16 protein-coding genes are annotated in these 24,282 nt (G+C 73.5%); 5 read left to right on the forward strand and 11 right to left on the reverse strand.

What is annotated here, in order from left to right; translation table 11 throughout:
* Positions 1–68: 68 nt before the first annotated feature.
* On the forward strand, positions 69–536 hold the full coding sequence (locus WME85_RS31960; protein ID WP_437826825.1) for a hypothetical protein: 468 nt from the start codon (positions 69–71) through the stop codon (positions 534–536).
* A 284-nt stretch (positions 537–820) separates the two neighbouring features.
* A complete protein-coding gene (locus WME85_RS31965; protein ID WP_437842405.1) occupies positions 821–2,617 on the forward strand; it encodes a protein kinase domain-containing protein in 1,797 nt (598 codons plus the stop codon).
* A gap of 306 nt (positions 2,618–2,923) precedes the next feature.
* Here WME85_RS31965 and WME85_RS31970 read toward each other — a convergent pair whose 3' ends face one another.
* The 6 genes from WME85_RS31970 to WME85_RS31995 form a co-directional block, all read right to left on the reverse strand.
* A complete protein-coding gene (locus WME85_RS31970; RefSeq protein WP_437826826.1) occupies positions 2,924–4,057 on the reverse strand; it encodes a phospholipase D-like domain-containing protein in 1,134 nt (377 codons plus the stop codon).
* Between the two features lie 291 nt (positions 4,058–4,348).
* The gene (locus WME85_RS31975; protein ID WP_437826828.1) at positions 4,349–5,830 is read right to left on the reverse strand and encodes a DUF2330 domain-containing protein; all 1,482 of its coding nucleotides are present in this window, start codon (positions 5,828–5,830) and stop codon (positions 4,349–4,351) included.
* Positions 5,831–6,064: 234 nt separating this feature from the next.
* Complete coding sequence (gene trmFO, locus WME85_RS31980; RefSeq protein ID WP_437826830.1) at positions 6,065–7,483, reverse strand: methylenetetrahydrofolate--tRNA-(uracil(54)-C(5))-methyltransferase (FADH(2)-oxidizing) TrmFO; 1,419 nt, start codon at positions 7,481–7,483, stop codon at positions 6,065–6,067.
* Between the two features lie 39 nt (positions 7,484–7,522).
* Positions 7,523–10,126 carry a type I DNA topoisomerase gene (topA, locus tag WME85_RS31985; RefSeq protein WP_437826832.1) on the reverse strand — a complete coding sequence of 868 codons (2,604 nt, stop codon included), beginning with the start codon at positions 10,124–10,126 and terminating at the stop codon, positions 7,523–7,525.
* A 127-nt stretch (positions 10,127–10,253) separates the two neighbouring features.
* Positions 10,254–11,309 carry a DNA-processing protein DprA gene (locus tag WME85_RS31990; RefSeq protein ID WP_437826834.1) on the reverse strand — a complete coding sequence of 352 codons (1,056 nt, stop codon included), beginning with the start codon at positions 11,307–11,309 and terminating at the stop codon, positions 10,254–10,256.
* Between the two features lie 81 nt (positions 11,310–11,390).
* Positions 11,391–12,179 carry a hypothetical protein gene (locus WME85_RS31995; protein ID WP_437826836.1) on the reverse strand — a complete coding sequence of 263 codons (789 nt, stop codon included), beginning with the start codon at positions 12,177–12,179 and terminating at the stop codon, positions 11,391–11,393.
* A gap of 133 nt (positions 12,180–12,312) precedes the next feature.
* On the opposite strand from WME85_RS31995, the gene WME85_RS32000 reads away from it, so the two are divergent.
* Positions 12,313–13,317, forward strand: coding sequence for a hypothetical protein (locus WME85_RS32000; RefSeq protein ID WP_437826838.1), 1,005 nt, complete (start codon positions 12,313–12,315; stop codon positions 13,315–13,317).
* Positions 13,314–14,102, forward strand: coding sequence for a glycerophosphodiester phosphodiesterase (locus WME85_RS32005; protein ID WP_437826840.1), 789 nt, complete (start codon positions 13,314–13,316; stop codon positions 14,100–14,102). The genes WME85_RS32000 and WME85_RS32005 overlap by 4 nt, the downstream gene beginning before the upstream one ends.
* A 196-nt stretch (positions 14,103–14,298) precedes the next feature.
* Here the strand turns inward: WME85_RS32005 and WME85_RS32010 are convergent, their stop codons facing one another.
* The 3 genes from WME85_RS32010 to WME85_RS32020 form a co-directional block, all read right to left on the reverse strand.
* The gene (locus tag WME85_RS32010; protein WP_437826842.1) at positions 14,299–15,777 is read right to left on the reverse strand and encodes a protein kinase domain-containing protein; all 1,479 of its coding nucleotides are present in this window, start codon (positions 15,775–15,777) and stop codon (positions 14,299–14,301) included.
* Positions 15,778–15,945: 168 nt separating this feature from the next.
* Positions 15,946–16,833 carry a LolA family protein gene (locus tag WME85_RS32015; RefSeq protein WP_437302807.1) on the reverse strand — a complete coding sequence of 296 codons (888 nt, stop codon included), beginning with the start codon at positions 16,831–16,833 and terminating at the stop codon, positions 15,946–15,948.
* Positions 16,834–17,014: 181 nt separating this feature from the next.
* On the reverse strand, positions 17,015–18,916 hold the full coding sequence (locus tag WME85_RS32020; RefSeq protein ID WP_437826844.1) for an HTH domain-containing protein: 1,902 nt from the start codon (positions 18,914–18,916) through the stop codon (positions 17,015–17,017).
* Positions 18,917–19,694: 778 nt separating this feature from the next.
* On the opposite strand from WME85_RS32020, the gene WME85_RS32025 reads away from it, so the two are divergent.
* Positions 19,695–20,087, forward strand: a complete 393-nt coding sequence (locus tag WME85_RS32025) for a hypothetical protein (protein WP_437302809.1) — start codon at positions 19,695–19,697, stop codon at positions 20,085–20,087.
* 175 nt (positions 20,088–20,262) lie between these two features.
* On the opposite strand, the gene alaS is transcribed toward WME85_RS32025, so the two are convergent.
* Both alaS and WME85_RS32035 read right to left on the reverse strand, forming a co-directional pair.
* The gene (gene alaS, locus WME85_RS32030; protein ID WP_437826846.1) at positions 20,263–23,013 is read right to left on the reverse strand and encodes an alanine--tRNA ligase; all 2,751 of its coding nucleotides are present in this window, start codon (positions 23,011–23,013) and stop codon (positions 20,263–20,265) included.
* A gap of 253 nt (positions 23,014–23,266) precedes the next feature.
* Entirely contained in the window at positions 23,267–24,106 is an 840-nt protein-coding gene (locus tag WME85_RS32035) for a HEAT repeat domain-containing protein (protein ID WP_437826848.1), read from the reverse strand.
* Positions 24,107–24,282: the final 176 nt, after the last annotated feature.

The raw sequence follows: 24,282 nt of genomic DNA on the forward strand, positions 1-24,282 counted from the left end.
TGAGGGCAAAGCTGGTGACCGGTCTGTTGAAGACACGGGGGGAAGCCGAGAGGGCGATTGAGCGCGTCATGAGCTGTGGATACAAGCGCGACGCCATCAGCGTCGTGATGAGCCATGGCGCGCGCGGCCAGCACGTCGAGACCGGAACCGGCTCGCGGGCAGTGGAGGGCGCCGGCGTCGGCGGCGCTGTCGGCGCGGCGGTCGGCGCGGCCTTCGCCGCGTTCGCGGCGGTCGGAACGAGCCTGATGTTCCCCGGGCTGGGGCTCGTGGTGGCGGGGCCGATCGAGGCCGCGCTCGCGGGCGCGGGCGCGGGCAGCGCGGCCGGCGGGCTCGTCGGCGCGCTCGTCGGCGCCGGCGTCCCCGAGCACCGCGCGCGCGCCTACGAGAGCGGCCTGCAGCAGGGTGAGATCCTCGTCGGCGTTCACGCCCAGTCGACGCGAGACGCCGAGATCCTGGAGATGATCCTCGAGTATGCCGGCGCCGAGGACGTCCGGAGCGACAGCGGGCTGAAGCGCCCCTACGACAGCTTCATCTAGATCCCGAGGAGTCGCGCGCTGGGCGCTCGCGTGCCGCGGCTGCGCTCGGTGCGTGGCAACTTGCCTCGCCGAGGCGCGCTGCCGCCGACGCGCCCGCGCGGTATTTCAGGCGATCCCCGAGAGGAGCGCCTGGCATGCGCGATGCTCCAGATCTGGCGTCGAAGCATGGCGTGGCGTGGTGAGCGGCGGGATGGCCGGAGCAGGCGGCAGGAGAGCGCATGTCAATCAACATGACCCAGGGGTTCGAGCACACCTTAGGGGAACGCTTCGAGGTCGGCACGTTGGTGGGCGACAAGTACCAGCTCCTCCGCAAGGCGGGAGAGGGGGCGATGGGCTCTGTCTGGGTCGCCGCGAACACAGCGCTCGAGGCGAACGTGGCGATCAAGGTGCTGCGCCCGGAGATGCGCTCTCCCGCGATCGCGGAGCGGCTGCTGCGCGAGGCGCGGGCGGCGGCGAAGCTCAGCCACCCTGGGATCGTGCGTGTCTTCGATCTCGGCAAGACCGCGGAGGGCACACCCTATATCGTGATGGAGCTCCTGGAGGGCGAGGCCCTGCGGGACGTGCTCTGCCGGGAGCCGCAGCTCCCGCCCGAGGCGGCGGTCGCGATCCTCCTGCCCGTCGCGAGCGCGATGCACGCGGCCCACGAGCGGGGCGTCGTTCACCGGGATCTCAAGCCGGACAACGTGATGCTCGCGGATCAGGGCGACGGGAGGATCCAGCCGAAGGTCGTCGATTTCGGGATCGCGAAGGTCACGTGGACCGAGCCGGAGTCCGGCTCCACGGGCGCGGCCGTGATCGGGACCCCGCAGTACATGCCGCCCGAGCAGGCGCTCGGGCAAGGGCACGTCGATCATCGCGCGGACATCTGGGCGCTCTGCACGATGCTGTACGAGGCGATCGCGGGGGAGACGCCGTATGCCGGGGAGCAAGGGTTCGGGACGCTGCGCGCGATCATCCAGGATCCGGTCCGGTCGCTGGTCGAGCGGTGCGGCACCGACCCGGCGCTGTGGTCGATCGTCGAGCGCGGGCTGCGCAAGGACCCGGCGGAGCGCTGGGGGAGCATGCGCGAGCTCGGCGTCGCGCTCGCGACGTGGCTCCTCTCGCGGGGCGTCTCGGAGGACGTGTGCGGCGCGTCGCTCCGCGCGCAATGGCTGGATGAGCGGAGCAGCCAGGTCCCGGCGCCGTCGCCGCGGCCGATGGTGGTGAGCTCCGCGCCGACGCTGCACTCGCGCCGCGCCGAGGACGCCATGGAGCTGCAGCTGCCCATGGCGTCCGCGCGGAGGGCGCCGGGCGAGAGCGGGCCCAGGGCGCCGGTGGTGGTCGGGCGCAAGCTGCTGGAGGAGAGCGGCGAGCGCGCGTGGTCCGAGGCGACGGCGGTGGGGACGCCGCCGGGCATCGCGGCGGCGTCGCTGCGGCCGTCGTTGCGAGAGCGCTTCCCGTTCCGCCGCGTCGCGGCGGCGGGGTTCGTGCTGATGGCGGGGGCGGCGGCGTGGAGCGTGGCGCCGGTCGCGACGGGCCCCGTCGCCGAGCTGACGCCGACGTCGCCGGCGGCGCCCGCGGCGACGGCGGCGACGGTTGTCGAGGCGCCAGCGCGGCCAGCGGCCGAGCCGAGCTCCCTCACGGCGACGATGGCGCGCGGGTTCGTGGCGCCGCCGGTCGCGACCGTGGCGCCGCGCCCGGCGCGCACCGTGAAGGCGCCTGCCCCCGCGGCGCCGGCGATGGCGACGGCCGCGGCGGAAGCGAAGCCGCCGGCGCCGGCGGCGAGCGCGCTGCCGGAGCTGCCCGCGGCCGACGCGGGCGTGGAGGCGTCGCTGCTCCTCGCGCAGGCGGCCCCGGCCGGGTCGACGCCCGAGGCGGGGAGCGCGGCCTGCTCCACGAATGGCGGGCAGGCAGGCGGAGAAGCGGCCTGCCCGCCGCCGGCTGCCGAGGGCTCGGCGAGCGCGATCGAGGCCCGCGAGGACGCGGGGGCGGCCAGGCAGGAGCCCGAGACGCACAGGGCAGCGGCCGAGGAGGCGCCGCCAGCCCCGGACGGTGGGGCGGCGGAGCCGTCGCCAGGCGCCCTGGCGGCGCCCTCTCCGTAGCAGCGCGGCGCCATGGGGCGCTGCGGCTCAGGGCCACAGGCGCTCGAGCGACGGGGAGCAGAGGACGCGGGGAGCAGGCCTCTCCCTCGCGTCCCCTGCGCCTCGACTTTCGGTCTTCTGTCGTCACCCGGGTCTCGCGCCGCGTCGGCGGCCCGGGCCGAGCCAGAGCGACAACGGGCTGAAACTGCCTGGAAAGCGCAGAAAGTCTAACCGCCAAGGCGCCAAGGACGCCAAGAAGAGAATCCTGTCTTGGCGTCCTTGGCGTCTTGGCGGTTCATTGCTCGCTTGATCAGCGTGCTCGGGATTCTAGACCCCGAGCGCCTGGAGCAGCCCGCCGTCGCGCTCGCGCTCCGGGAGCGCATTGTTCCAGCGAGCGCCCGCATAGCGTGGCTCCAGCAGGTCGAGGCCCATGCTCCAGAGCGCGTTCCGGATGCGCGCGAGCGGCCCTGGCGTGGGGAGGTTGTTGAGGCAGACCTCCTCGCACCGCTGGAGGTCCCGCTCGAAGAGCTGGGCGGCGTCCCTCACGAAGGCAGGTTGCTTCACGATGAGGTTCGCCTCGCTCACCCACCGCAGGCTGGTGGGGTTCACGTTGAAGGTGCCCACGGTCGCCCAGTCGTCGTCGATGACCGCGAACTTCGAGTGGAGCATCGAGGGGAGGAACTCGTAGATCTGCAGGCCGTTCTCCAGCCACGACCTGTACCTCGCCAGGCTTGCGTTGCGGATGGTCGGGAGATCGGAGTTGCGCGGCACGATGATCTTCACGTCGATCCCGCGGCGCGCGGCGTCCATGAGCTCGCGCTCGAGCCCGCGAGGCGGGCAGAAATACGCGTTCTCGATCCACACGCGGCGCCGCGCCGCGCGCACCCGCTCCAGGTGGCGCTCGTAGATGACCGCCGGCGGCGTGGGCGCGTCGGTGATGAACTCCACGTCATCGTAGACGCCGCCCGTCCAGTAATCGAAGGAGCGGCCCTGTGCGTCGTTGGCGAGCATCCAGCGGCACTCGAACACCCGCTCCATGTCGGCCACGCACGGCCCCATCACCCGGCTACAGACCTCGTGCCAGCCGCCGCCGCCCTGATCGCGCGGGAGCCACTCGTCGGCCCACGCGGCGCCGCCCACGTAGCCGGCGCCGTCGATGACCACGATGCGCGAGTGCTCCCGCGGGAACAGGGCGCCCCCGCGGAGGACGGTGCTGAGCGGCCGGTAAGCGCGGGTGCGGACGCCGCGAGCCCTCATGTCCTCGAAGAAAGCCCCAGGCGTGCTGTGGCTGCCGAGCGCGTCGTAGAGGAGCCGCACGTCGACGCCGCGCCGCGCGGCTTCCGCGAAGGCGTCGGCGAAGCGATGACCCATCTGGTCGTTGCGGTAGATGTACGTCGAGACCCAGATCTTCTCCTGGGCGCGCGCGATGTCATCGAGGAGCGATTCGAGCACCCTCGTCATCCCGGGCAGGAGGCGCGTGGTGTGAGGCGCGTGCGCGTTGCCGGCCTCTGCGTGACTTGATCTGGAGTTCGCCCTGGAGCCTGGAAGAGTCAGCACCGAGCAGGTCATGTCGCGTCCTGGGCGCTGGACGGCTGCTGCACGATTGCCGCAGTGGCCCGCACGCCCTCGACGCAATGCTCAAGCAGCCCGTATGCCACCACGCCGAGGCGCGATCGCGCGGAGATCTCCGCTGAAGGAGGCTCGCGACGTGGCAGACTGCCACGCTCGGCCGTCACGCCACAGCGCCGCCGGTCAGGCCGGGCGGGCGGAGAAGCGGCGCGCGCCGCGGCGGGCGACCGCCGCCGCGAGCGCGAGGGCGCCGAGCGTCATGCCCACGAGCGTGCCCTGCCCCCGCGACCGCGAGGTACGGTCGCCGTCGAGGACCGGGGTCGCCGCCCCGCAGAGCACCTCGGCGTGGACGCTCGCGCGGGCGCGCAGCCAGTTGTCGACCCGCTCCTGCGCCGCGGGGACCAGGACGAGGTCGGTGTCGAGCGCGGCGCGCGGCAGGTTGGCCTCGAGACGCGTGAGCCAGACGTCCTTCGGGTGCAGGCCGATCATCGCGACGGCGAGGTCGTCGAGCGGCCCGCACGCGAGCTCGCGCGCGTCGATCTGGCCCGAGGCGACCCCGTCACAGCTCGGATCGGAGAGCGAGGCGCCGGCCGGGCACGGGTTGCCCACGGCGCGGTCCTCCATCGCGAGCTCGGCGAAGCGCACGGCGCACGCCGTGTCCTCGGTCTCGCCGTTCGCGAGCCCCTGCTGGGCGAACGCCGCGGCGATCGTGTCGACCGGGGTCGTCGAGCCGCTCGTCGTGTACTGCACGCCGAACGGCGCCGCGGAGCTCGACACGGGCGAGAAGAGCGAGCCCTGCTGCGCGTAGGGCGTGAGGAACGCGCGGCCGCCTTCGGCCGCGGCGAGCGCCTTCTCGCGCAGCGCGCCGTAGTTCGACTCCTGCGAGGCGAAGTCCCACGCGAGCAGGTCGTGGGGGACGCTCGCGGCGGCGAACCCCTCGGGCGCTTGCCGGCCCTCGCCGATGACGAAGAGGGTGATCGCGACGTTCGCGCCCGTGCCGGCGGCGACCATCCGGAGCGGGAGCGTCGAGTTCGCCCCCGGCATGACGACCCGCACCGGCGTCATCTCCTTCACGTCCTTGCCCGGCTGGAGCTTGAGGGCGATGAAGTCGAAGTCCTCCTCGACGTAGGCGTCGATGACCGGCTGCGTCGACTCGTCGACGCCGAAGCCGTTCGTGTCCAGCCACTTGTTCAGGGCGCCAGGCGTGTCGGTCGCGAGCGTCGCGGTCTCGTACGGACCGACGGTGCCGCGGTGGAGCACCGTGACCTGCTCGTTGCCGAAGCCCCCCGCCGAGTCCGAGGCGGCGCCGCCGATCAGCACGCCGCAGCCGCCCCCGCTCCCGCCGCACGTGGAGTTCGGCGCCGTGATGCGCACCGACGTGGCGGCGTCGAGCGTCTCGAACCACGCGTCCGAGCCGACCTGGATCGTCGCCCCGCGCTTGACCGGGAGCACCCAGGCGAACTCGCTCGGGTCGCCGGCGTACTGGATCTGGTCCCAGAGCACCGACTGGACAGGCGAGATGGAGAGCACCATCCGGTGCGCGTTGACGACCGTGGTCTGGGTGACCGGGGCGAAGCACCCGCCGCACGCGAGCGCGTCGCGCGGCGGCAGGAGCATGGCGGCAGGGACAGCGAGCGCAAGGAACGCGAACAAGCGAAGCTTCATGGGCTACCTCCGTGGGCGCGGGCCCGCGCGTGGGCGGGCTCCCGGAGCCCGCAGGCGGCGCGCGACGCACCACCGCCAGGGTATCGAAGCTGGCGCGCGGCGGGCGGCCCGCGCACGATTGGCGCGGGCCGCGCGCCGCGCGCCCGGCCGCGGAGACGGATGTTCAGAGCCGCTCGCGGGCGCGCTGCCGCGCTGCCGCGCTGCCGCGCTGTCCACTGGCGTCGAGCTCGCCCGTCAGCCCGCGGCCCACCACGCGCCGAGGTCGCGGAGGGCGCGCTCGGCCATCGCCTCGTAGCGGGCGCGCTTGCGCAGCTTGCCGTGCGCGGGATCGAGCGGCGCGATGTGCGCCCAGGTGATGTTCGACGGCTGATACGTGGGCTGCTTGCGGCCGAGGTGCGTCAGGATGCCGCCGAGCGCCGTCGTGGGCGGCGGCGGCCGGAGCGGCTCGTTCCGCAGCTGCTGCGCGAGGAGGATCGCGCACACGAACCCGGCCGCGGCGCTCTCCACGTAGCCCTCCACACCCGCGATCTGGCCGGCCAGGTGCACGCCCGGGAGCGCGCGGAGCTCCATCGCCGGGCCGAGGAGCGCCGGCGCGTCGACGAAGGTGTTCCGGTGCACGGAGCCCATGCGGAGGAAGTCCGCCTCCTCCAGGCCGGGCACCATCCGGAAGACCCGGAGCTGCTCGGCGAACTTCATGCGCGTCTGGAACCCGACGAGGTTGTACGCGGTCGCGGCCTCGTCCTCCGGGCGCAGCTGGAGCACCGCGTAGGGGCGCCGGCCGGTGCGCGGATCGGTGAGCCCGACCGGCTTCATCGGCCCGAACGCGAGCGTCTGCTCGCCGCGCGCGGCCATGACCTCGCACGGCAGGCACCCCTCGAAGTAGCGCACCTCCTCGAAGTCGCGCGCCTCCACCTTCTCCGACTCGACGAGCGCCCGGACGAACGCCTTGTACTGCGCCTCGTCGAACGGGCAGTTCACATAGGCCTCGTCGCCTACCTCGGCGTCGTCGCGCCGCTCGGCCGCGTCCTCCGGCAGCGCCGACCGCTGCTCCGGCGGCGCGGCCCGCTCGCCGCGGAGGGCGCCGCCCTTGCCGTAGCGCGACTGCTTCCACACGCGCGACCAGTCGATCGAGTCGGCGCTGACGATCGGCGCGATCGCGTCGTAGTAGGCGAGGTGCTCGGCGCCGACGGCCGCGGCGAGGCTCGCCGCGAGGGCGTCGGACGTGAGCGGGCCGGTCGCGAGGATCACCGGCCGCTCGGCGGGGATGTCCGTCACCTCCCGCCGCTCGACCGCGATGCGCGGGTGGGCCTCGATCGCCCGCGTCATCGCCTCCGCGAACCGCTCGCGGTCGACGGCGAGCGCGCCGCCGGCCGGCACCGAGGTCTCGTCCGCGCACCGCAAGGCGAGCGAGCCCACGCGCCGGAGCTCTTCCTTGAGGAGCCCCACCGCGTTGCTCAGCGCCGCGCCGCGCAGCGAGTTCGAGCACACGAGCTCGGCCATCCGATCGCTCGTCTGCGCGGGCGTGCGCTTGTGCGGCTTCATCTCGACGAGGCGCACGCGCAGCCCGCGCTGCGCGAGCTGGTACGCCGCCTCGCAGCCGGCCAGGCCGCCTCCGACGACGACGACGTCGCGCGGGCTCTCTGCTCCGTTCATACAGCTCACCAGGGATGTGGGTGGGATCTCGCGACCGTCTTAGCTCGCCGTGCGGCGGGCGCGCACGGCCCGCGCGGGCTTTTCGGCTGCCCCTCCGGCCGCGCCGGGGCTCGGCGCCGGCTCGGGCCGCTGGGCGGCTGCGGGCGGCGCGACCGCCGGCTCGGGCCGGGCGGCGGGCGCCGCGCTCGCGTCGACCGCCGCGGCGTCGAGGGCGACGGCGCCGTCCGTGGCGCCGTCCTCGCCTTCTGCCTCGACGATCTCCTGCTTGAAGCCGCAGTCCTTGGTCGCGCAGACGAGCATGGCCTTCTTGCCGCCGGTGCGGGTGACGAACTTCGCGCCGCACTGCGGGCACGGGATGGGCACCGGCTTCTGCCAGAGCTTGAAGTCGCACTTCTGCTCGGCGTTCCAGTTCGAGCAGCCGTAGAACGTGCGCCCGCCCTTCTTGCGCGGCCGGATCTCGATGAGATCGCCGCCGCAGTTCGGGCAGGCGACGCCGAGCGGCACCGGGCGCGTGTTCTTGCAGGTCGGGTACCCGGTGCACGACAGGAAGTCGCCGAAGCGCCCCGTCTTGATGATCATCGGCTTGCCGCACTTGTCGCACGAGATGTCGGTCTCGCGGACGGCGGCGGTGCCCCGCGCGTCGGACAGGTCGCGCGTGGCCTTGCACTTCGGGTAGCGCTCGCAGCTCAAGAACCAACCGTTCTTGCCCCACTTCTTGAGCATCATCGAGCCGCACTCGTCGCAGACGATGTCGGTCTTCTCGGCCTCGGGCTTCCACGGCGCGAGCTTCTTCGACTTGTCGAGCTGCTCGCGGAACTTCTTGTAGAAGCGCTTGAGCAGCTGCTCGCGCTTCAGGTTGCCGGCGCCGACCTCGTCGAGCTCCTCCTCCATCTGCGCCGTGAAGTTCGGGTCCATGATGTCGAGGTTCGACCGGACGAGCCCGTCGACCACGAACTTCCCGAGCAGCGTCGGCTGGAACGCGCCCCCCTCCCGCTTCTCCACGTACGCGCGCTGCTGCACCTTGCTGATGATCTCGGCGTACGTCGACGGGCGGCCGATGCCGCGCTTCTCCAGCTCGCGCACGAGCGAGCCCTCGTTGTAGCGGGGCGGCGGCTGCGTGAACTTCTGGTCGGTGATGACCCCCGGGGGCGACACGGCGAGCGCCTCGCCCTCCTTCATGTCGGGCAGGAGCGCCTCCGAGTCCTCCTCGGCCGGGACGCCGGGCGCGGCCCGCTCCGCGTCGCTCGTCGCGAGCGCGCTCGCCTCGGCGGGCGCCGGCGCGGCGGCGCCGCCCTCCGCCGCGGCGCCCGCGCTCTCCTCCTCGCCGGCGAACTCCTGCTGGCCCTCCGTCACCTGCAGCCAGCCGGCGAACTTCAGGATGCGCCCGCTCGCCCTGGCGAGGTAGCTCCGGTACGCGGGCGCCGCGGCCGTGGGCGTCGCGTCGATCTCGACCGTCGTCCGGTCGTAGACCGCCGGGTTCATCTGCGAGGCGACGAAGCGGTTCCAGATGAGCTTGTACAGCTTGTACTGCTCGTCCTTGAGGTGCTTCTTGATCGAGTCCGGGTGGATCTCGACGCTCGTCGGCCGGATCGCCTCGTGCGCGTCCTGCGCGTTCTTCTTCGACTTGTAGACGTTCGGGCGCTCGGGGACGAACTCCTTGCCGTACCGCTTCGCGACCACGCCGCGCACCTCGGCGATCGCGTCGTCGCTCACGCGCGTCGAGTCGGTACGCATGTACGTGATGAGGCCGACCGGGCCGCCGTCGCGCTTGAGGTCGATGCCCTCGTAGAGCGCCTGCGCGATCTGCATCGTCCGCTTGGCGCCGAAGTGCAGGTAGTTCGTCGCGTCCTGCTGGAGCTTCGAGGTGGTGTACGGGGCGGGCGGGTTGCGCTTCTGCTCGCGCCGCACGACCTTCGCCACGCGGTAGCGAGCCGCCTCGAGGTCGGCGCGCACCTTCGCGGCGACCTCGCCGTTGGTCACCTCGAGCTTCTTGCCGTCGGCGGAGGCGAGCTTGGCGACGAACGGCGCGCGCTGCGGCGGGCTCGCCGCGGCGAGGCCGACCGCGATGTTCCAGTACTCCTCCGGGACGAACGCCTCGACCTCGCGCTCGCGATCCACGATGAGCCGCAGCGCGACCGACTGCACCCGGCCCGCCGACAGGCCGAACGCGAGCTTCGACCAGACGAGCGCCGAGACGTCGTAACCGACGATGCGATCGAGGACGCGCCGCGCCCGCTGGGCGTCGTACAAGTTCTCGTCGAGCTTGCGGGGGTTGTGGACGCCGTGGTCGACCCCCTTCTTCGTGATCTCGTGGAACTCCACCCGGGCCACCTTGAGCCTCGGGTTCTTGATCTCCTCCGAGATGTGGAACGCGATCGCCTCTCCCTCGCGATCAGGGTCGGTCGCCAGGAGCACCTCGTCCGCCTTCTTCGCGGCAGACTTGAGCTCCTCCAGGACCTTCTCCTTGCCCTCGATGACCTCGTAGGTCTCGGCAAAATCGTTCTGCACGTCGACGGCGTTCTGCTTCTTGGGCAGATCCTTGACGTGCCCCTTCGAGGCGAACACCTCGTACCCGTTGCCGAGATACTTCTTGATGGTCTTCGCCTTCGCCGGCGACTCCACGATGACGAGCGTCTTGGCCATCACCACCTTCTGAGCAACGTGTCGGGGCTGGTAGAGGATTGAAGGGCTGCCTTCGGTGCGAGGGAGGCCCCCCCGCGAGGAGGCGGCCACCCGGAACCGCACTGGGAGGGTGAGCCGACGTGCCCCTTCAACGAAGAGCCCGCCGAAACAACCCGGCGGGCCCCTCTACTACTACGGCCTGGAGCGTCAACGTCAAGAGTGCCTCCACGGCGCGCCTGGGCGGAAGGCCCGTCCGCTCGCAGACCTCATCGACGTGCGCCGGGTGGGCGTCCAGGGCGTCGAGGACGGCGCGCTGTTCTGCGGTGATTTCCGCGGTGATTTCCGCGTTATTCTCCGCGCCGATCGCCCCGCCGAGCTCCGCGCGGAGCGCCCCGCCGAGCCCCGCGCCGGCCGCCGGCGCAGGTACGATTTTCCCGGGCGGAGCGCCAGCCGGCGCGGCGAAGGCCGCGTCCGGCAGCGGCAGCGTGCCGGTGGCGGGCGGGCTGTTGCGCAGCGCACGCCGCGCTCGCCGGCGGGGCGGGGGCGCCGGCCCGCCGAGGACGTCGATCACGTCGGCCGCGCGCGTGATCGGGCGCGCGCCGCCGACGAGCTCGAGCGCGCAGCCGACGCCGCGCGGGCTCCACGGCGCGTGGGGCACGACGCAGAGGTGGCGACCGAGGCGTCGGGCGGCCGCGGCGGCGGAGCGGGCGCCGCTCTCGACGCCCGCCTCGACGACGACGGTCGCGAGCGTGAGCGCTGCGAGGACCGCGTTGCGCTGGAGGAACAGCCCCGGCAGCGGCGGCGTGTCGTCGGGGACGCGCGCGAGCAGCGCGCCGCCCGCGGCGAGGATGCGATCGAAGAGCGGCGCGTGCTCGCGCGGGTACGGGCGCGCGTGGCCGCCGCCGCTCACGACCACGGTCGGCGCGCGCGCCTCGAGCGCGCCCTCGTGCGCGGCCGCGTCGACGCCGCGCGCGCCGCCCGACCAGATCGAGAAGCCCGCGTCGCCGAGCGCCGCGGCGAGCGCGCGGGTGAACCGGAGCGCCTCGTCGCTCGCGGCGCGCGTCCCGACGATCGCGACGCCAGGGCGCGCGGGGAGCACGCCGCGCACGTAGAGCGTCGGCGGCGCGGCCTCGGACTCCGTCACGAGGGCCCAGAGCGGCGCGGGGTAGGATGGATCGGAGGGCAGGATCTCGATCGACGCCATACGCGGCGTGTCGACCGGCGCCCGCGCCGAGTTGCGCGAAATGAGGAGCGCGCGGTCGGACGCGCGCCGGGCGTCCCCGCGCTACCGGGGCGGCGCGACGCGCGAGGCGCCAGGAGGCGTCGCGGCGGGCGGCGGCGCGGTCGACGACGCGGGCGCGGCGGGCGGCGCGGTCGACGACGCGGGCGCGGCGGGCGGGGACGCGCTCGGCGGCGCCGTGTCCGGCGGGGTCGCGCCGGGCGGCGATGCGGCCGGCGGCGCGGGCGGGCGCGGGCCGCGGTAGCCCTGCACAAGGACGACGCCGGCGCCGCGCCGCACCTGCGCGTGGAGGCTCACGGCGAGCGGCGCGTTGCCCGGCGCGGAGAAGCACGCGCCCCTGCCGCCGATCACCGCGATCGGCCCGCTGTCCGCGTCCTGGGCTGCGATCTGCAGCGCGGGCGCCGCGCCCTTCGTGACGAAGAGGTCGACCTCGATCACGCCGAGCCCGCCCTGCGCGATGAACACCGCGCACTCCCCCGGCGCGACGCGCACGGGGATCGCGCCGCTCTCTCCCTCCGCGATCGCGAGCGACACGACGTCGCCCATCGCCGTCATCCCCCTCGCCTCGCCGCGCGCCGTGTTCTCGAGCGCGAGCGCCGTCACGCGCGGCACCGGCGCGCTCGCCGGCTGCCGCTGCTGCCCGACGCGGCTCAGGAACAGGCGCGACGCTTCGGGGTCCGGCTCGGGCGCATCGCTCGGCGGCGGCGGGTTCCGCACCTCGGGCGCGGGCGCCGGGGCCGGCGCGGGGGGCGGGCTCGGTTGCAGCACCTCGACGCGGGACGCCGACGCGCCGCCGCAGCCCGGCGCGGCGAGCGCGAGCGACGCGGCGAGCAAGCGGCGCGCCGGCCTGAACGGACACAGACGAAGGAGAGCGAGGGCGCGCCGCACGGCGCGGAGAGTACCAGAACCGCCGCGCGATGCTCGGCCCGCGAGCGGCCGGCCATGGAGCGTGCTACCCCCTCGCCCGATGAAGCCCAGGGACATCGTCGTCGCGACGCACGGCCACTGCTTCGACGGCATGGCGAGCGCGGCGCTGTTCACCCGCCTGATGCAGGCGCTCCGCCCCGGCGAGCCGCTCGCCTTCCGTTACCGCTCCTGCGGGTACGGCCCGGGCATGACGATGATCCCTCCCTCGTGGCTCGACGGCGACGAGAACGCGATCCTCGACTTCCGCTACACGCCGACGAAGAAGCTGACGTGGTACTTCGACCACCACATCACCGGGTTCGGCTCGGACGACGAGCGCGACGCGGCGCTCGCGGGCGCCACGGGGTCGAGGGCCGCCGGGGACGCGCCGCACGTCTTCTACGACGCCGCCTACGGCTCGTGCACGAAGCTCATCGCGGACGTCGGCCGCGACCACTTCAGCGTCGAGATGTCCGGCGTCGATGAGCTCATCCGGTGGGCCGACGTCATCGACACCGCGCGCTTCCCCTCGGCCGAGGCCGCCGTCAGCCGCGAGGAGCCGATCATGCAGCTCGCCTCCGTCGTGGAGCACCACGGGGACGGGCCGTTCCTCGCGTCCGTGGTGCCCCGGCTCGTCGAGCAGCCCGTGAGCGAGGTGGCGCGCGCCCCCGATATCCAGGATCTCTGGCGTCCGCTCTCCCTCTCGCGGCAGACGTTCGTCGCGCGCATCGAGCGCGGCGCGCGCAAGCTCGGCCGCGTCGTGCTGGTCGACCTCTCCGACGCGCCGCTCGAGGCGGTCGGCAAGTTCATGACGTACGCGATGTACCCGGAGTGCGTTTACTCGGTCACGCTCTCCCGGCACAAGCAGCACTACAAGCTCTCGGTCGGCTATAACCCCTGGTGCGGCGTCCCGCGCGATCGCGACATCGCGCCGATCTGCCGCCGCTACGACGGGGGCGGGCACCCGGCCGTCGGCGCGGCGTCCTTCCCGCTCTCCGCGCTGGAACGCGCGCGCGAGGCGGCCCGCACCGTCGCGGAGGAGCTCAACGAGGAGCCCGAGCGTTGACCTGGGCCGAGCTGCGCTTCCGCCGTGACGCGCGCGAGCCGGGGTCGTCGTCGCGGGGCGCGGCCGCGCGCGCGCCGCTCCTCCTCGGGCACCGGGGCGTGCGGGGCGAGGGCGCGCCCACGGAGAACACGCTCGCGGCCTTCGAGGAGGCGGCGGCGCAGGGGGCCGACGGGATCGAGCTCGACGTGCGGGTGTGCGGCTCGGGCGAGGTCGTGGCGCTGCACGACCCGGACCTCGAGCGGGTGACCCACGGCGCCGACGCGCGCGCGGCGGCGGCGCTCCGCTGGGACGAGCTCCGGCGGGTCGACCTCGGCGGCGGCCGGGTGCCGCTCCTCGCCGAGGTGCTCGCGTTCGCGCGCGGGCGCAGGCTCGCCGTCAACATCGAGATGAAGCGGGACGTGCCCGACCGCGCCGCCGTCGTGCGCGCGACCGCGCGGCTCCTGCGCGCCTGGGATCCCGGTCACGCGGTGATCGTCTCGTCGTTCGATCCGGTCATGCTCGCGTCCTTCGGGGTCCTCGCGCCGGCCGTCCCGCGCGCGCTCCTCGTGCACCGGAGCCGCTACCACGACGCGGCCGTGCGCCTCACGCCGGCGCTCGGGGCGCTCGCCGCGCACATCGAGCGGACGATCGCGTCGCCCGAGCGCATCGCGCTCCTGAAGCGGCAGGGGCGCGTGGTCAACGTGTGGACGGTGAACGACCCACGCGAAGCGCAGGACCTCGCGGCGCTCGGCGTCGACGGGCTGATCACGGACGCGCCGCGCCGCCTCCGCGACGCGCTGGCGTAGCCGGCGTCGTCAGGCGCGACCGGCAAGCTCAGGCGAAGCCGGCAGGCTCGACCGCGACCGGCGAGCTCGGGCGCGGCCGACGAACGCGGGCGCGGCCGACGAACGCGGGCGCGGCCGACGAACGCGGGCGCGGCCGACGAACGCGGGCGCGGCCGACGAACGCGGGCGCGGCCGACGAACGCGGGCGCGGCCACCGCTATCTTCCCTGCCACGGGTCGACCAGCTCGCGCGAGCGGCGTGGGATCCGGCGCTTCGCCGGGCGTGCCGGCGAGGCCTGGGGCGCGGCGGCCGCCCCCCGCTCCGCTCCGTCCGAGGGCGCCGGCAAAGGCGGCGCGGGGTCTGTCACGGGCGCGCCCCCGGCGGCGACGGGCAGGCGATTCACGACGGGCGTCGACGCGCGGACCACCTCCACCGGCGGCGTGGCCGGGAGCACGGCGGCGGGCTGCCCCGGCGCGAGCGCGGGCGCGGCGCTCTCGTCGCCGACGGGACGCAGCGCCGTGATCGCGACCGTCCCGCTGATCACCGAGAGCGCGCCGCACGCCAGGAGCCAGCGCCACGTCGCGCTCGCGCGCGGCCTGCGCGTGTCGGGGACCTCCCCGGCCGCGGCGGCCGTGAGCGTGCCGGGCTGCGACGGCTCGGGCAGCGGCGCGGGCGCGTCCAGCTGCGGGCGCGGCGCCTCCGAGCCAGACCAGGAGAGCGCGCGGGCGTCGCCCGGCCCCTCGGGCTCGGCGGTGCCGCCCGGCGACAGCCCGAGCAGCGTCCCGGTGCGCGACGCGGGCGGCGGCGGCCGGGGCACCGACGGCACCGGCAGCGGGACGCCGATGTCGCCCGCCGCGCCCACGAAGGCGAGCACCATCTCCTGCGCCGACTGGAACCGCTGGGATCGATCGCGCGAGAGCGCGCGCAGGAAGAAGTCGTCGAGCTCGGCCGGCAGGTCGGGCGCGAGCTGCGTCGCCTGCGGGATCGGCTCGACGAGGATCCTCGACAGGACCGCGCCGAGCACGTCGCCCTCGAAAGGGAGCCTGCCCGTGACCGCGCGGAAGAGGATGACCCCGAGCGACCACAGGTCGCTGCGCGCGTCGAGGTCCTTGTCGCCGCGCGCCTGCTCCGGGCTCATGTAGAAAGGCGAGCCCAGGAGCTCGCCGGTCTTCGTCGTCTCGCCGCTGAGGAGCTTGCCGGTGAGCTGCTTGGCGATGCCGAAGTCGAGGACCTTGACGATCTCCTCCTCGTCGTCGACGCGCGCGAGGAACAGGTTGCCAGGCTTGAGGTCGCGGTGGACGAGCCCGGAGTCGTGCGCGCGGCGCAGCGCCTTGCAGGTCTGGATCGCGATGCGCGCCGCCTCGGCGAGCGGGAGGCGACGGACCCGCCGCAGCCGGCGGCTGAGGTCCTCGCCCCGGAGCAGCTCCATGACGAGATAGGGGACGGTCCCCTGGATGCCGTAGTCCTGCACGCTCACCACGTGCGGGCTCTCGAGGTTCGCCGCCGTGCGCGCCTCACGGTAGAAGCGCGCGCGGAACTCGGGCGAGGCCGCGTGCTCCGGGTCCATGAACTTGATGGCCACCGGCGCGCCCAGCTGGACGTGCCGGGCCACCCACACGGACCCCATCCCGCCGCGCGAGAGCGGCCCCTCCAGCCGGTATTTTTCGCCGACGATCGTTCCCGGCTCGACGTCCATCGCCGACTCCTCTCGCCAGGGCGAGGTGGATTGCGCATTTCTAGACGTTCACGAGGGCGGCGTCCACGCCGTAAGACGGAAGAAGACGGAAGTTGGCAGACACAGCCGGCGCCGCGCGGAGGTCGACGCGCCAACGCAGGCTCTCAGGAATAACCTGAGTCCACCGACTCAGTCCTGGCAGTCGACATATCGACGGATGACTCCGCCAGGGATCGGCTGGGTGAACGCCCCTGAGATGAGGGGCGGATTCCACTTCGCCTCCTTGTATTGAAAGATGACGTCGTCCTCGGTGTTCGGGACCCGCATGCGGATCGATCTCGGCACCTCCGCCTGGCAGACGCCGCCGCTCGGCGGGATCGGATCGTCGATGCCCTCCGGATCGACGCGCGGCGGCGCGGTGCGGATCACCTCATGATTGCTCAGCTCGGCCTGATAAAGGTCCATCCCGCGCTGCGCGACCCGGACCTGCCTGACGCGCAGGCGCTGCTGACTCCAGGGCAGGCGCCAGTCGTCCGGGCGCGGCTCGAGGTGGATCTCCTGCGTCGCGTCGCGGGTGCTCTGGATCAGCACACGGTAGAAGCCGTCGCCGTCCCACGCGATCGACGCGGCGCGCGGCTCGTGCACGAGCACCGGCGCCTCGCCGCGGAGCAGCGAGACGAGCGCGTGCCCGGGGATGGGCACCTGGGTGAGCCGCGCGAGGTTGCACGCGCTCGCTGGCCCGTGCAAAAGCTGCTTCTGGCCGACGTCGAGCATCTGGAACAGGGTTCCATCCGACGTGAGCGTGTAGAGGTTGGCGCCGAAGGGGCTCACGATATCGAACCGGACCCGATCCGGATTGACCGCCAGGATGTACACGTCCCCGCGGATCCTGCCCTGGCGGGAGAAGTGATCGATCTTGGCCGTGCCCTGGACGCCGTTCACGCAGGCATACGTCTCCTTCATCCGGTCGAGCGCCGCGTCGGCGGTCGGGAACCGGGACGCAGGCGGAGCCACGGAAGCACATCCGGTCACGAGCACGGCGAGGGGCGCGGCCCAGGCGATCGCGCGATGGCGCATGGGCGCGGACGCTGACAAGGATCCCCGAGCCCGTCAACCGCGGAAGCGTCGCGAGAGGCGCCAAGGAGGCCGGGGAGCCAGGAGGGGCCGGCCGAGGAGCCGGGGCGCCAGCGAGGGTGAGAACGGAAGGGCGCCGCGCGTCCGGCGGGAGCGAGCCCCGGCCGGACGCGCGCGACAGGGGTCAGGAAGCGCGGAGCGCCTCGAGCAGATCGACGTCGGGGATCGCGATCGGGAGGCGGGCGCGGAGGACAGCGACATCGTTGTCCTCACAGACGCGCGCCACCGCGAGCCCGTCGAATAGGGAGATCGGCGCGGTCCCCGGGATCGCGGCCTCCTCGCGCGCGCCCGAGAGCATCTGACCGGCGGTCAGGATCCAGCCGGCGGTCGCGGGGCCGTAGTGGTGGAGCGAGCCGCGGAGCTCGGTGACCCGCTCGCGGCCGACCTCGCGGCCGTCCCGCCGGATGACCAGCGCCAGCTTGATCTCGTCGCCCGCCGTGCGGAGCGCCCCGGAGAAGTGGCTCTCGCCGCCCGGAGCCCCGGCGCGGCGCACCGCGCGCAGCTGGCCGAGCCCGATGCGCTCGAGGGCGAGGACACAGATCTCGACGAAGGCGTGGCCCGGGAGCTCGGAGAGCTTGCGCACGAAGGCGCGCCGCGCGGCGTCGCGGTAGCGATCCACGGCGGCGAGCGCCTCCTGCTCCAGCCGCGCGAGGTCGCCCGGGAGCAGCCAGTCGGTCAGCGCGATCCGGCCGCCGGCGAAGCGGAAGCGCGGCCGCTGCCCCGCGGCCGTCCGGCGCGCGTTGTCGGCGCGCACGGCGGCCGCGACCTGCGACTGGACGAGCTGCACGTCGCCGGCGAGGCGGCCGCGACGCTGCGCCGTCTCCGCGATCTGCCGGAGCGACACCGCGCCCGCGTTCCGATCGAAGGTCGAGAGGATGCCCGCGACAGCGTCGGCGAGATCGCGGCCGGCCAGGTCGTCGAGCGCGTGCCCTTCGCCACCCGTGAGCTCGATCACCTGCGGACCGCGGTAGACGGGCTCGGCGCCGAAGCTGTCAGTCCGCTCCGGCCGCTCGGCCCGCTCGGGCCGGTCGGCGCGCTCGACGCGCTCGGGCCGATCGACGCGCTCGGGCCGATCGAAGCGCTCGGCGCGGCCTTCGCGCTCGCCGCGATCGGAGCGCGGCGGCTCGCGGCCGTTCTCGCGCCGAGCCTCGAACACGGGCGTCGCCACGTAGGAGGGCAGCCCCCCGGCGCTCGGGGCGGCGTCCGCGGTCCCGCGGCCCCGGCGGCGGCGACGGCGGCGGCGGCGCCCCTCGCCCTGCTCGCCCGACGAGCCGGGGGTCGCGCGGTCCTCGCCGCCGAGGATCGGCTGGTCGTCGTCGTCCTCCTCGTCGAAGAGCTCGGCGGCGCCGGCGACGGCCTCGGCCCGCATCGCCTCGTCCGGGCCCGGCGGCTCCGCGTCCTCGAGCTCGCCTTCTTCCTCGTCGATGTAGGTGCTCGCGGCGCGCGGGGAGGACGGCGCCGGCGGCGGCACGTGCTCACGCGCTGCCGCGATCTCCACGCCGTTCAGCGCGGTGGCGCCGGTCGCGCCGACCACGGCATCATCCTCGTCCTCGTCGTCGACCGCAGCCGCGGCCTGCGCCTCTTCGCCGGCCGCCTCGGTCTCCGTCCCGGCCTCGGCCGCCTCGGTCTCCGTCCCGGCCTCGGCCGCCGCAGCGCCCGAATCGCCCTCTTCCGCCGCCTCGTCGTCCGCGGCCGTCTCGAACAGGGTCGGCTGCTCCTCGTCCTTGCGCGCCTTGACCGCCTCCGGCTTCCCGCCGCGCTTCGCCTTCTTGCCGTCGAGCCCCGACTTGATCGTCTTCTCGTCCCACTCGCGCAGCGCGAAGACGCCCGGCTTCACCCGCACCAGGGGGTTGTCCGCCGTGTCCTTCTTCAGCGTCGCCGCCAGGCGGGCGCCCATCGTGACCTCTGGGCTCTTACCAACGTGGCTAAGGAGGTTTTTCTCGATCGCTATATCGGTGATCTCTTTATAGTGAAGCGGTCTACCGACGAGGCGAAGCACCTCGGCGGCTGCATCCGTGAACGTCATTTTGTTCGCCCTTCGGGCGCGCCGCCCGGCGGGCGCCCTCGTCGTCCCCATCGCGGCCGCCCCGTCCAAAGTGGCTGACGAAGCGCGCGGGATACCCCACCGCAGCCGGGAAACGCACATTCGCTCCCACTCGGCCACGACGCGCGGAACGGCCTGCTCGTAGCACGCTCGGAAACCGCGGTCAACGGGGCGTGCGATCTGGCTCAAGATAAGCTGCTGGCCGGCCTGATGGGCGCGGAACCAGGGCGCCGCCGGCGCGAAGCCCAGATCGGCCGCGCGCCGCGGCGCCCCGTGACGAGCGAGGACAGCGCGCTCGTCGCGGGGCGCCGCGTGAGGCGACAGCCGACGCGACAAACCGACGCGACAAACCGACGGCAAACGACGCGACAGACGACGCGACACACGAAAGAAGCGCGCGGGGCTCGCGCGAACATCGATGTGACGACAGGGCAGCTGTCGGCCAGTCCGGAGCACGGGATAAGGTGAATACGGGAGATCGGTAGAGCGGTTGTCGCGCGGCCGCCCTGGCCGCCGCGTGGCGCGGCGCGATCATCGGATGATGGAGAACGCGATTGGACGTGGCGCGCCCCGCGGGCCGGGCAAAGCCGCACGAAGCCGCACGAAGGAGAGCGCTCCCGGGCGGCGCGCCGCCGGCTTCGCGGCCGCGCCCCGCCGGGGCGCGCGGCGCGGGCGGGCCAGCCCGGCGCGCCGGCCGGCGCGGCTGCGACATCGCTTTTGCGCTTTGCCATCTCCCGGATAAGAGGGTTACGCTGTGTGGGTGGAGCTTTCGCGGTTGCTCGATGAGCTCACCCTGGCGGCCAGCAAGGTCGGCATCGCCGTCAGGATGGAGGCGTTCGATCCGCACCTGTCGGACGCGCGCAATCCGCGCGGCGGGCTCTGCAAGGTGCTCGGCCGGCGGCTGATCCTGGTCGACGCCAACGCGTCGCTGCCGGACCGCATCGCAACGATCGCGGGCGCGCTCGCGCGCGTGGACCTGGAGTCGGTGTTCCTGCCGCCGATCGTGCGCGCGACCATCGGCGCCCACGCCCCCGGCGCGCGGCCCCGAGCGGCCGCGCCGGGCGAGCCCGTCCGGCTGCCGGCGCGCCGCGGGAGGGGCGGAAAGGACCAGAGGCTGCTCCCGCTCGCGCGCACCAAGTGGCGTGACGCTTGACCGCGGCGGCGCGGTCGCGGGTAGTGCTGTCATTTGAACATGAAGGCGGTAAGGCGGGAAGAAAATCTCAATGATCTTCCCGCCTTACCGCCTTCATGTGAACCCTCTCTGGGCAAATGACAGCACCACCCGGTCGCGCGCCGCACGCGTGCGGAGCGCGGCGCGCGCCGCGGCGCTACGAGGCGAGCGCCCGCTCGACCTCGACGTAGGTCGCCGCGATCGCCGCGTCGAGCTGCGCGACGTCGGTCCCGCCGGCCTGCGCCATGTCGGGGCGACCGCCGCCCGAGCCCCCCACGATGCGGGCGATCGGCTTGATGAGCTCTCCGGCCTTGAGCCGCTCGGCGGCCGACTTGGAGACCATCACGGCGAGCTGCGCCTTGTCGCCCACGGCCGCGCCAAGCAGCACCGCCGCGCGATCGCCGAGCTTGTCGCGCAGCTTCTCCGCGAGATCGCGCAGCGCGCCCGGGTTGGTGCCGTCCGGCACCCGGCGCGCCAGCACCTTGATCCCGCCGATCTCCCGGGCGCCCTCCAGCATCGCGTCGATGCCGCCGCCGCCGCCCTGCGCCGGGCCCGCGCCCTCGAGGATCCGCCGCTCGAGCTCCGCGACCTTCTTCTCGAGCTCCCGCTCGTGCGCCACGATCTTCCCGATCTTCTCGGCGAGGTCGCCGCCCTGCGCCTTCGCGACCTGCCGCGCCCGCGCGATCTCGGCCTCGACGTTCCGCGTGTACGCGAGCGCGTTCAGCCCGGTCGTCGCCATGATCCGGCGCACGCCCGCGGCCACGCCGCCCTCGCTCGTGATCTTGAACAGCCCGATGTCCCCGAGCGCGCGCGCGTGCGTGCCGCCGCAGAGCTCCACGACCTCGGGCGTCATCGTGAGCATTCGCACGGTGTCACCGTACTTCTCCTCGAAGATCGCCATCGCGCCCCGCCGACGCGCCTCGTCCATCGGGAGGATCTCGGTGGTCACCCTGTCGTTCGTGAGGACCTTCTCGTTCACCAGGTCCTCGATCCGCGAGATCTCCTCGCGGGTGAGCGGCCGGTTGTGCGTGAAGTCGAAGCGGAGGATGTCCGGGCCGACGCGCGAGCCCTTCTGCTGCGCGTGCTCGCCGAGCACCTTGCGCAGCGCCCAGTGCAGCACGTGCGTCGCCGAGTGGTTGCGGCGCGTCGCCGACCGCGCCGCGTGGTCCACCTCCAGGTGGACGCGCTGGCCCACCGAGATCGCCCCCTCGCGGACCACGCCCTCGTGCACGACCAGCCCGGTGAGCGGCTTCTGCGCGTCCGTCACCTCGACGCGCACCCCGTCGGCCGTCACCTCGCCGCTGTCGCCGACCTGACCGCCCGACTCGGCGTAGAAAGGCGTCTCGCGGACCACGATCTCCACCGCCGCCCCCGCCTCGGCGCGCTCGACCAGCGTCCGCACCTTGCGCGCCCGGTCGCCCTCGCCCTGCACCTCGACCCGGATGATCGCGACGATCTCGCTGTCGCCCTCCTCGTGCTCGTAGCCCGTGAAGACGACCGGCTGCGCGAGCGCCGCGCGCGCCGAGCGGTGCGCCTGGTCCACGGCGGCGGTCGGATCGATCGGGCCGTCCGCCTCGGCGGCGCCGTGGATGACCGCCTCGGCTCCCGGGACGTCGACGTCGAAGTTCGACTCGGCGCAGATCACCTGGGTCAGGTCGAGCGGGAAGCCGTAGGTGGTATAGAGATCCGCGGCCGCCGCGGCCGGGAGCGTCCTCTCGCCCGACGAGCGCATCTCCGCGAAGCGCTCGTCCAGGATCTTCATCCCGCGCTTCAGCGTGGAGCGGAAGCGGACCTCCTCGTCCTCGGTGACCCGGGCGATGAGCTCCCGCCTGTCGCGGAGCTCCGGGTACGTGTCGCCCATCCGGCGGACCACCTCGAGCGCTACCTCGTGCAGGAACGGCCTGTCGATCCCGAGCCGGTGCCCGTGGCGGATCGCGCGGCGCATCACCCGGCGGAGCACGTACTCGCGCCGCTGCCGCTCGGGCATCACGCCCTCGGCGATCAGGAACGCCGTCGTCCGCGCGTGATCCGCGATGACCCGCATCGACACGTCGTCGTCGGCGCCGCTCCCCGTGTACGGCTTGCCGCTGAGCTCCGCCGCCTTGTCGACCAGCCCCCGGAGCAGGTCCGTGTCGTAGTTCGCCGTCACCCCCTGGAGCACGCTCGCGATGCGCTCCAGGCCCATGCCCGTGTCGATGCTCGGCGCCGGCAGCGGGACGAGCGGGCCGTCCTTCTCGGTGCGCTCGTACTGCATGAACACGTTGTTCCAGATCTCGGTCCAGCCGGTGCCGTCGATGCGCGGCTCCTCGCCGAAGCGCGAGACGTCGGGCTCGTTCCCGTGGAAGAAGTGGATCTCCGAGCAGGGGCCGCACGGGCCGACGTCGCCCATGGTCCAGAAGTTGTCGGCCAGGCCGAGCCGCAGGATCCGGTCGTCGCCGAACCCGGTGACCTTGCGCCAGATCGCCGCTGCCTCGTCGTCGGCCGGGAAGCCCCCCTCGCCGTTGTAGATGGTGACGACGAGCCGCGAGGGCGAGACGTCATACCCCTTGGTCAGGAGCTCCCAGGCGAAGGCGATCGCGTCTTCCTTGAAGTAGTCGCCAAAGCTGAAGTTGCCGAGCATCTCGAAGAACGTCTGATGGCGCGCGGTGACGCCGACGTTCTCGAGGTCGTTGTGCTTGCCGCTGATCCGGATGCACTTCTGGCTCGACGCGGCGCGCTGGTAGGGGCGCTTGTCCTTGCCGGTGAAGACGTCCTTGAACGGCACCATGCCCGCGTTCACGAACATCAGCGTCGGATCGTTCTGGGGCACGAGCGGCGCGCTCGGGACGACTTCGTGGCCGCGCTGGGCGAAGAACTCGAGGAACGTGCGTCGGATCTGGTCGGAGCTGGCAGGCGTGGCGGTGGACATAGGAGGAGGCGCGGTCTAGCACGACCGGGCAGCGGCTTCTCCCCGCTCGAGGGCCGCGCCGCCCACCACGGAGGCGCCACCACGGAGGCGCCTCCGTGGAGGACGCGCCGGGTCGCCGGTCGTTCAGCCGCGACCGGCTCGGCGCCGGTCGTTCAGCCGCGACCGGCCGCGCCGGCGCAACGCGGCGACCGCCGGCGCGCCGTGGCGGGTCGCGGACGGCGGGCACGCCGCGGGGGCGGAGCCCGGGGGCGGATCAGCGGCCGGCGGGGAGGCCGCTCGTGCCGGAGGCGGCCTCGAGGGCGAGCGGCGCCCGCTGGAGCGCGCTCTCGATCGCGCCGGCGACAGCGTCGCTCTGCAGCTGGGCGAGCTCCCTCCGGCCCTTGGCGCGGCGCGCCTCGGCGACCGCCTGGGCGGAGCCGATCATCGAACCCTTCAGCGTCTGGCTGGGCATCTCGCGGATCACGTACTCGACCTTGGCCGCGTAGCCGACCCCGTCAGCCCCGTGGCGCTTGCTCAGCTGCGTGACGGAGCCGTCCAGCGTGAAGGCGGGCAGCTTGCGGGTCTTCCCCTCCGCCGCCACGTCCTTGCCGTCGGCCACGATCTCGATGTCGGCGAACTGCGACACGCGGCTGCGCGTGTGCTGCCGGAGCAGCGACCCGAGCATCGCGTCGTTCACGCCGGAGCGGTTCTCGAACTTGCCCAGGCTGACGAGGAAGCGGGCTCGCGCGGACGACTTCGAGAGCTTCTCGATGGCGGCCTGGATCTGGCGCTTCAGGGTGGGCGCCCCCTCGGTGTCGAGCGCCGCCTTGAGCGCCGGGACGGCCGCCGGGTTGCCCAGCGCGCCGAGCGCCGCCGCGGCCGAGGCGCGCACCGCCGGGTGCGCGTCCTTGAGCGCCTTCTCGAGCGCCGGCCGCGCGCCCGGGCTCTTCGACCGGCTGAGCGCCAGCGCCGCCGCCACCCGCAGCCGGTAGTCCTTGCCGACCGCGATGTCGCGGAAAGCCGAGGTGTCGCCGTCCTCGGCGACCGACGGGGAAGTGCCCCCGAGGATCATCGAGGTCGCCAAGATCATCGCAATGAAGAGACGACGAACCATCACGTCCCTCCGGAGATCGGCGGCCTTCGCCCATCCGTTCTCCTCGGTGAACCAACCAGCCTCGCGACGCGCCCTGGCGCCCAGACGGACTTATCCTTGGTCCAGGACGGTCGCGAGATCAAGGCCCCTTTGGCCCCGGATGGCTCATGCAGGACTCATGACGAGCACGGCGACGT

The sequence above is a fragment of the Sorangium sp. So ce1153 genome (genome assembly GCF_051521595.1).
GTDB lineage: Bacteria > Myxococcota_A > Polyangia > Polyangiales > Polyangiaceae > Sorangium.

Coding starts and splice junctions, on each gene's coding strand:
- WME85_RS31960 (WP_437826825.1), top strand. CDS start 69: ATGAGCTGTGGATACAAGCGCGACGCCATCAGCGTCGTGATGAGCCAT.
- WME85_RS31970 (WP_437826826.1), bottom strand. CDS start 4,057: ATGACGAGGGTGCTCGAATCGCTCCTCGATGACATCGCGCGCGCCCAG.
- WME85_RS31975 (WP_437826828.1), bottom strand. CDS start 5,830: ATGAAGCTTCGCTTGTTCGCGTTCCTTGCGCTCGCTGTCCCTGCCGCC.
- trmFO (WP_437826830.1), bottom strand. CDS start 7,483: ATGAACGGAGCAGAGAGCCCGCGCGACGTCGTCGTCGTCGGAGGCGGC.
- topA (WP_437826832.1), bottom strand. CDS start 10,126: ATGGCCAAGACGCTCGTCATCGTGGAGTCGCCGGCGAAGGCGAAGACC.
- WME85_RS31990 (WP_437826834.1), bottom strand. CDS start 11,309: ATGGCGTCGATCGAGATCCTGCCCTCCGATCCATCCTACCCCGCGCCG.
- WME85_RS32000 (WP_437826838.1), top strand. CDS start 12,313: ATGAAGCCCAGGGACATCGTCGTCGCGACGCACGGCCACTGCTTCGAC.
- WME85_RS32010 (WP_437826842.1), bottom strand. CDS start 15,777: ATGGACGTCGAGCCGGGAACGATCGTCGGCGAAAAATACCGGCTGGAG.
- WME85_RS32015 (WP_437302807.1), bottom strand. CDS start 16,833: ATGCGCCATCGCGCGATCGCCTGGGCCGCGCCCCTCGCCGTGCTCGTG.
- WME85_RS32020 (WP_437826844.1), bottom strand. CDS start 18,916: ATGACGTTCACGGATGCAGCCGCCGAGGTGCTTCGCCTCGTCGGTAGA.
- alaS (WP_437826846.1), bottom strand. CDS start 23,013: ATGTCCACCGCCACGCCTGCCAGCTCCGACCAGATCCGACGCACGTTC.
- WME85_RS32035 (WP_437826848.1), bottom strand. CDS start 24,106: ATGGTTCGTCGTCTCTTCATTGCGATGATCTTGGCGACCTCGATGATC.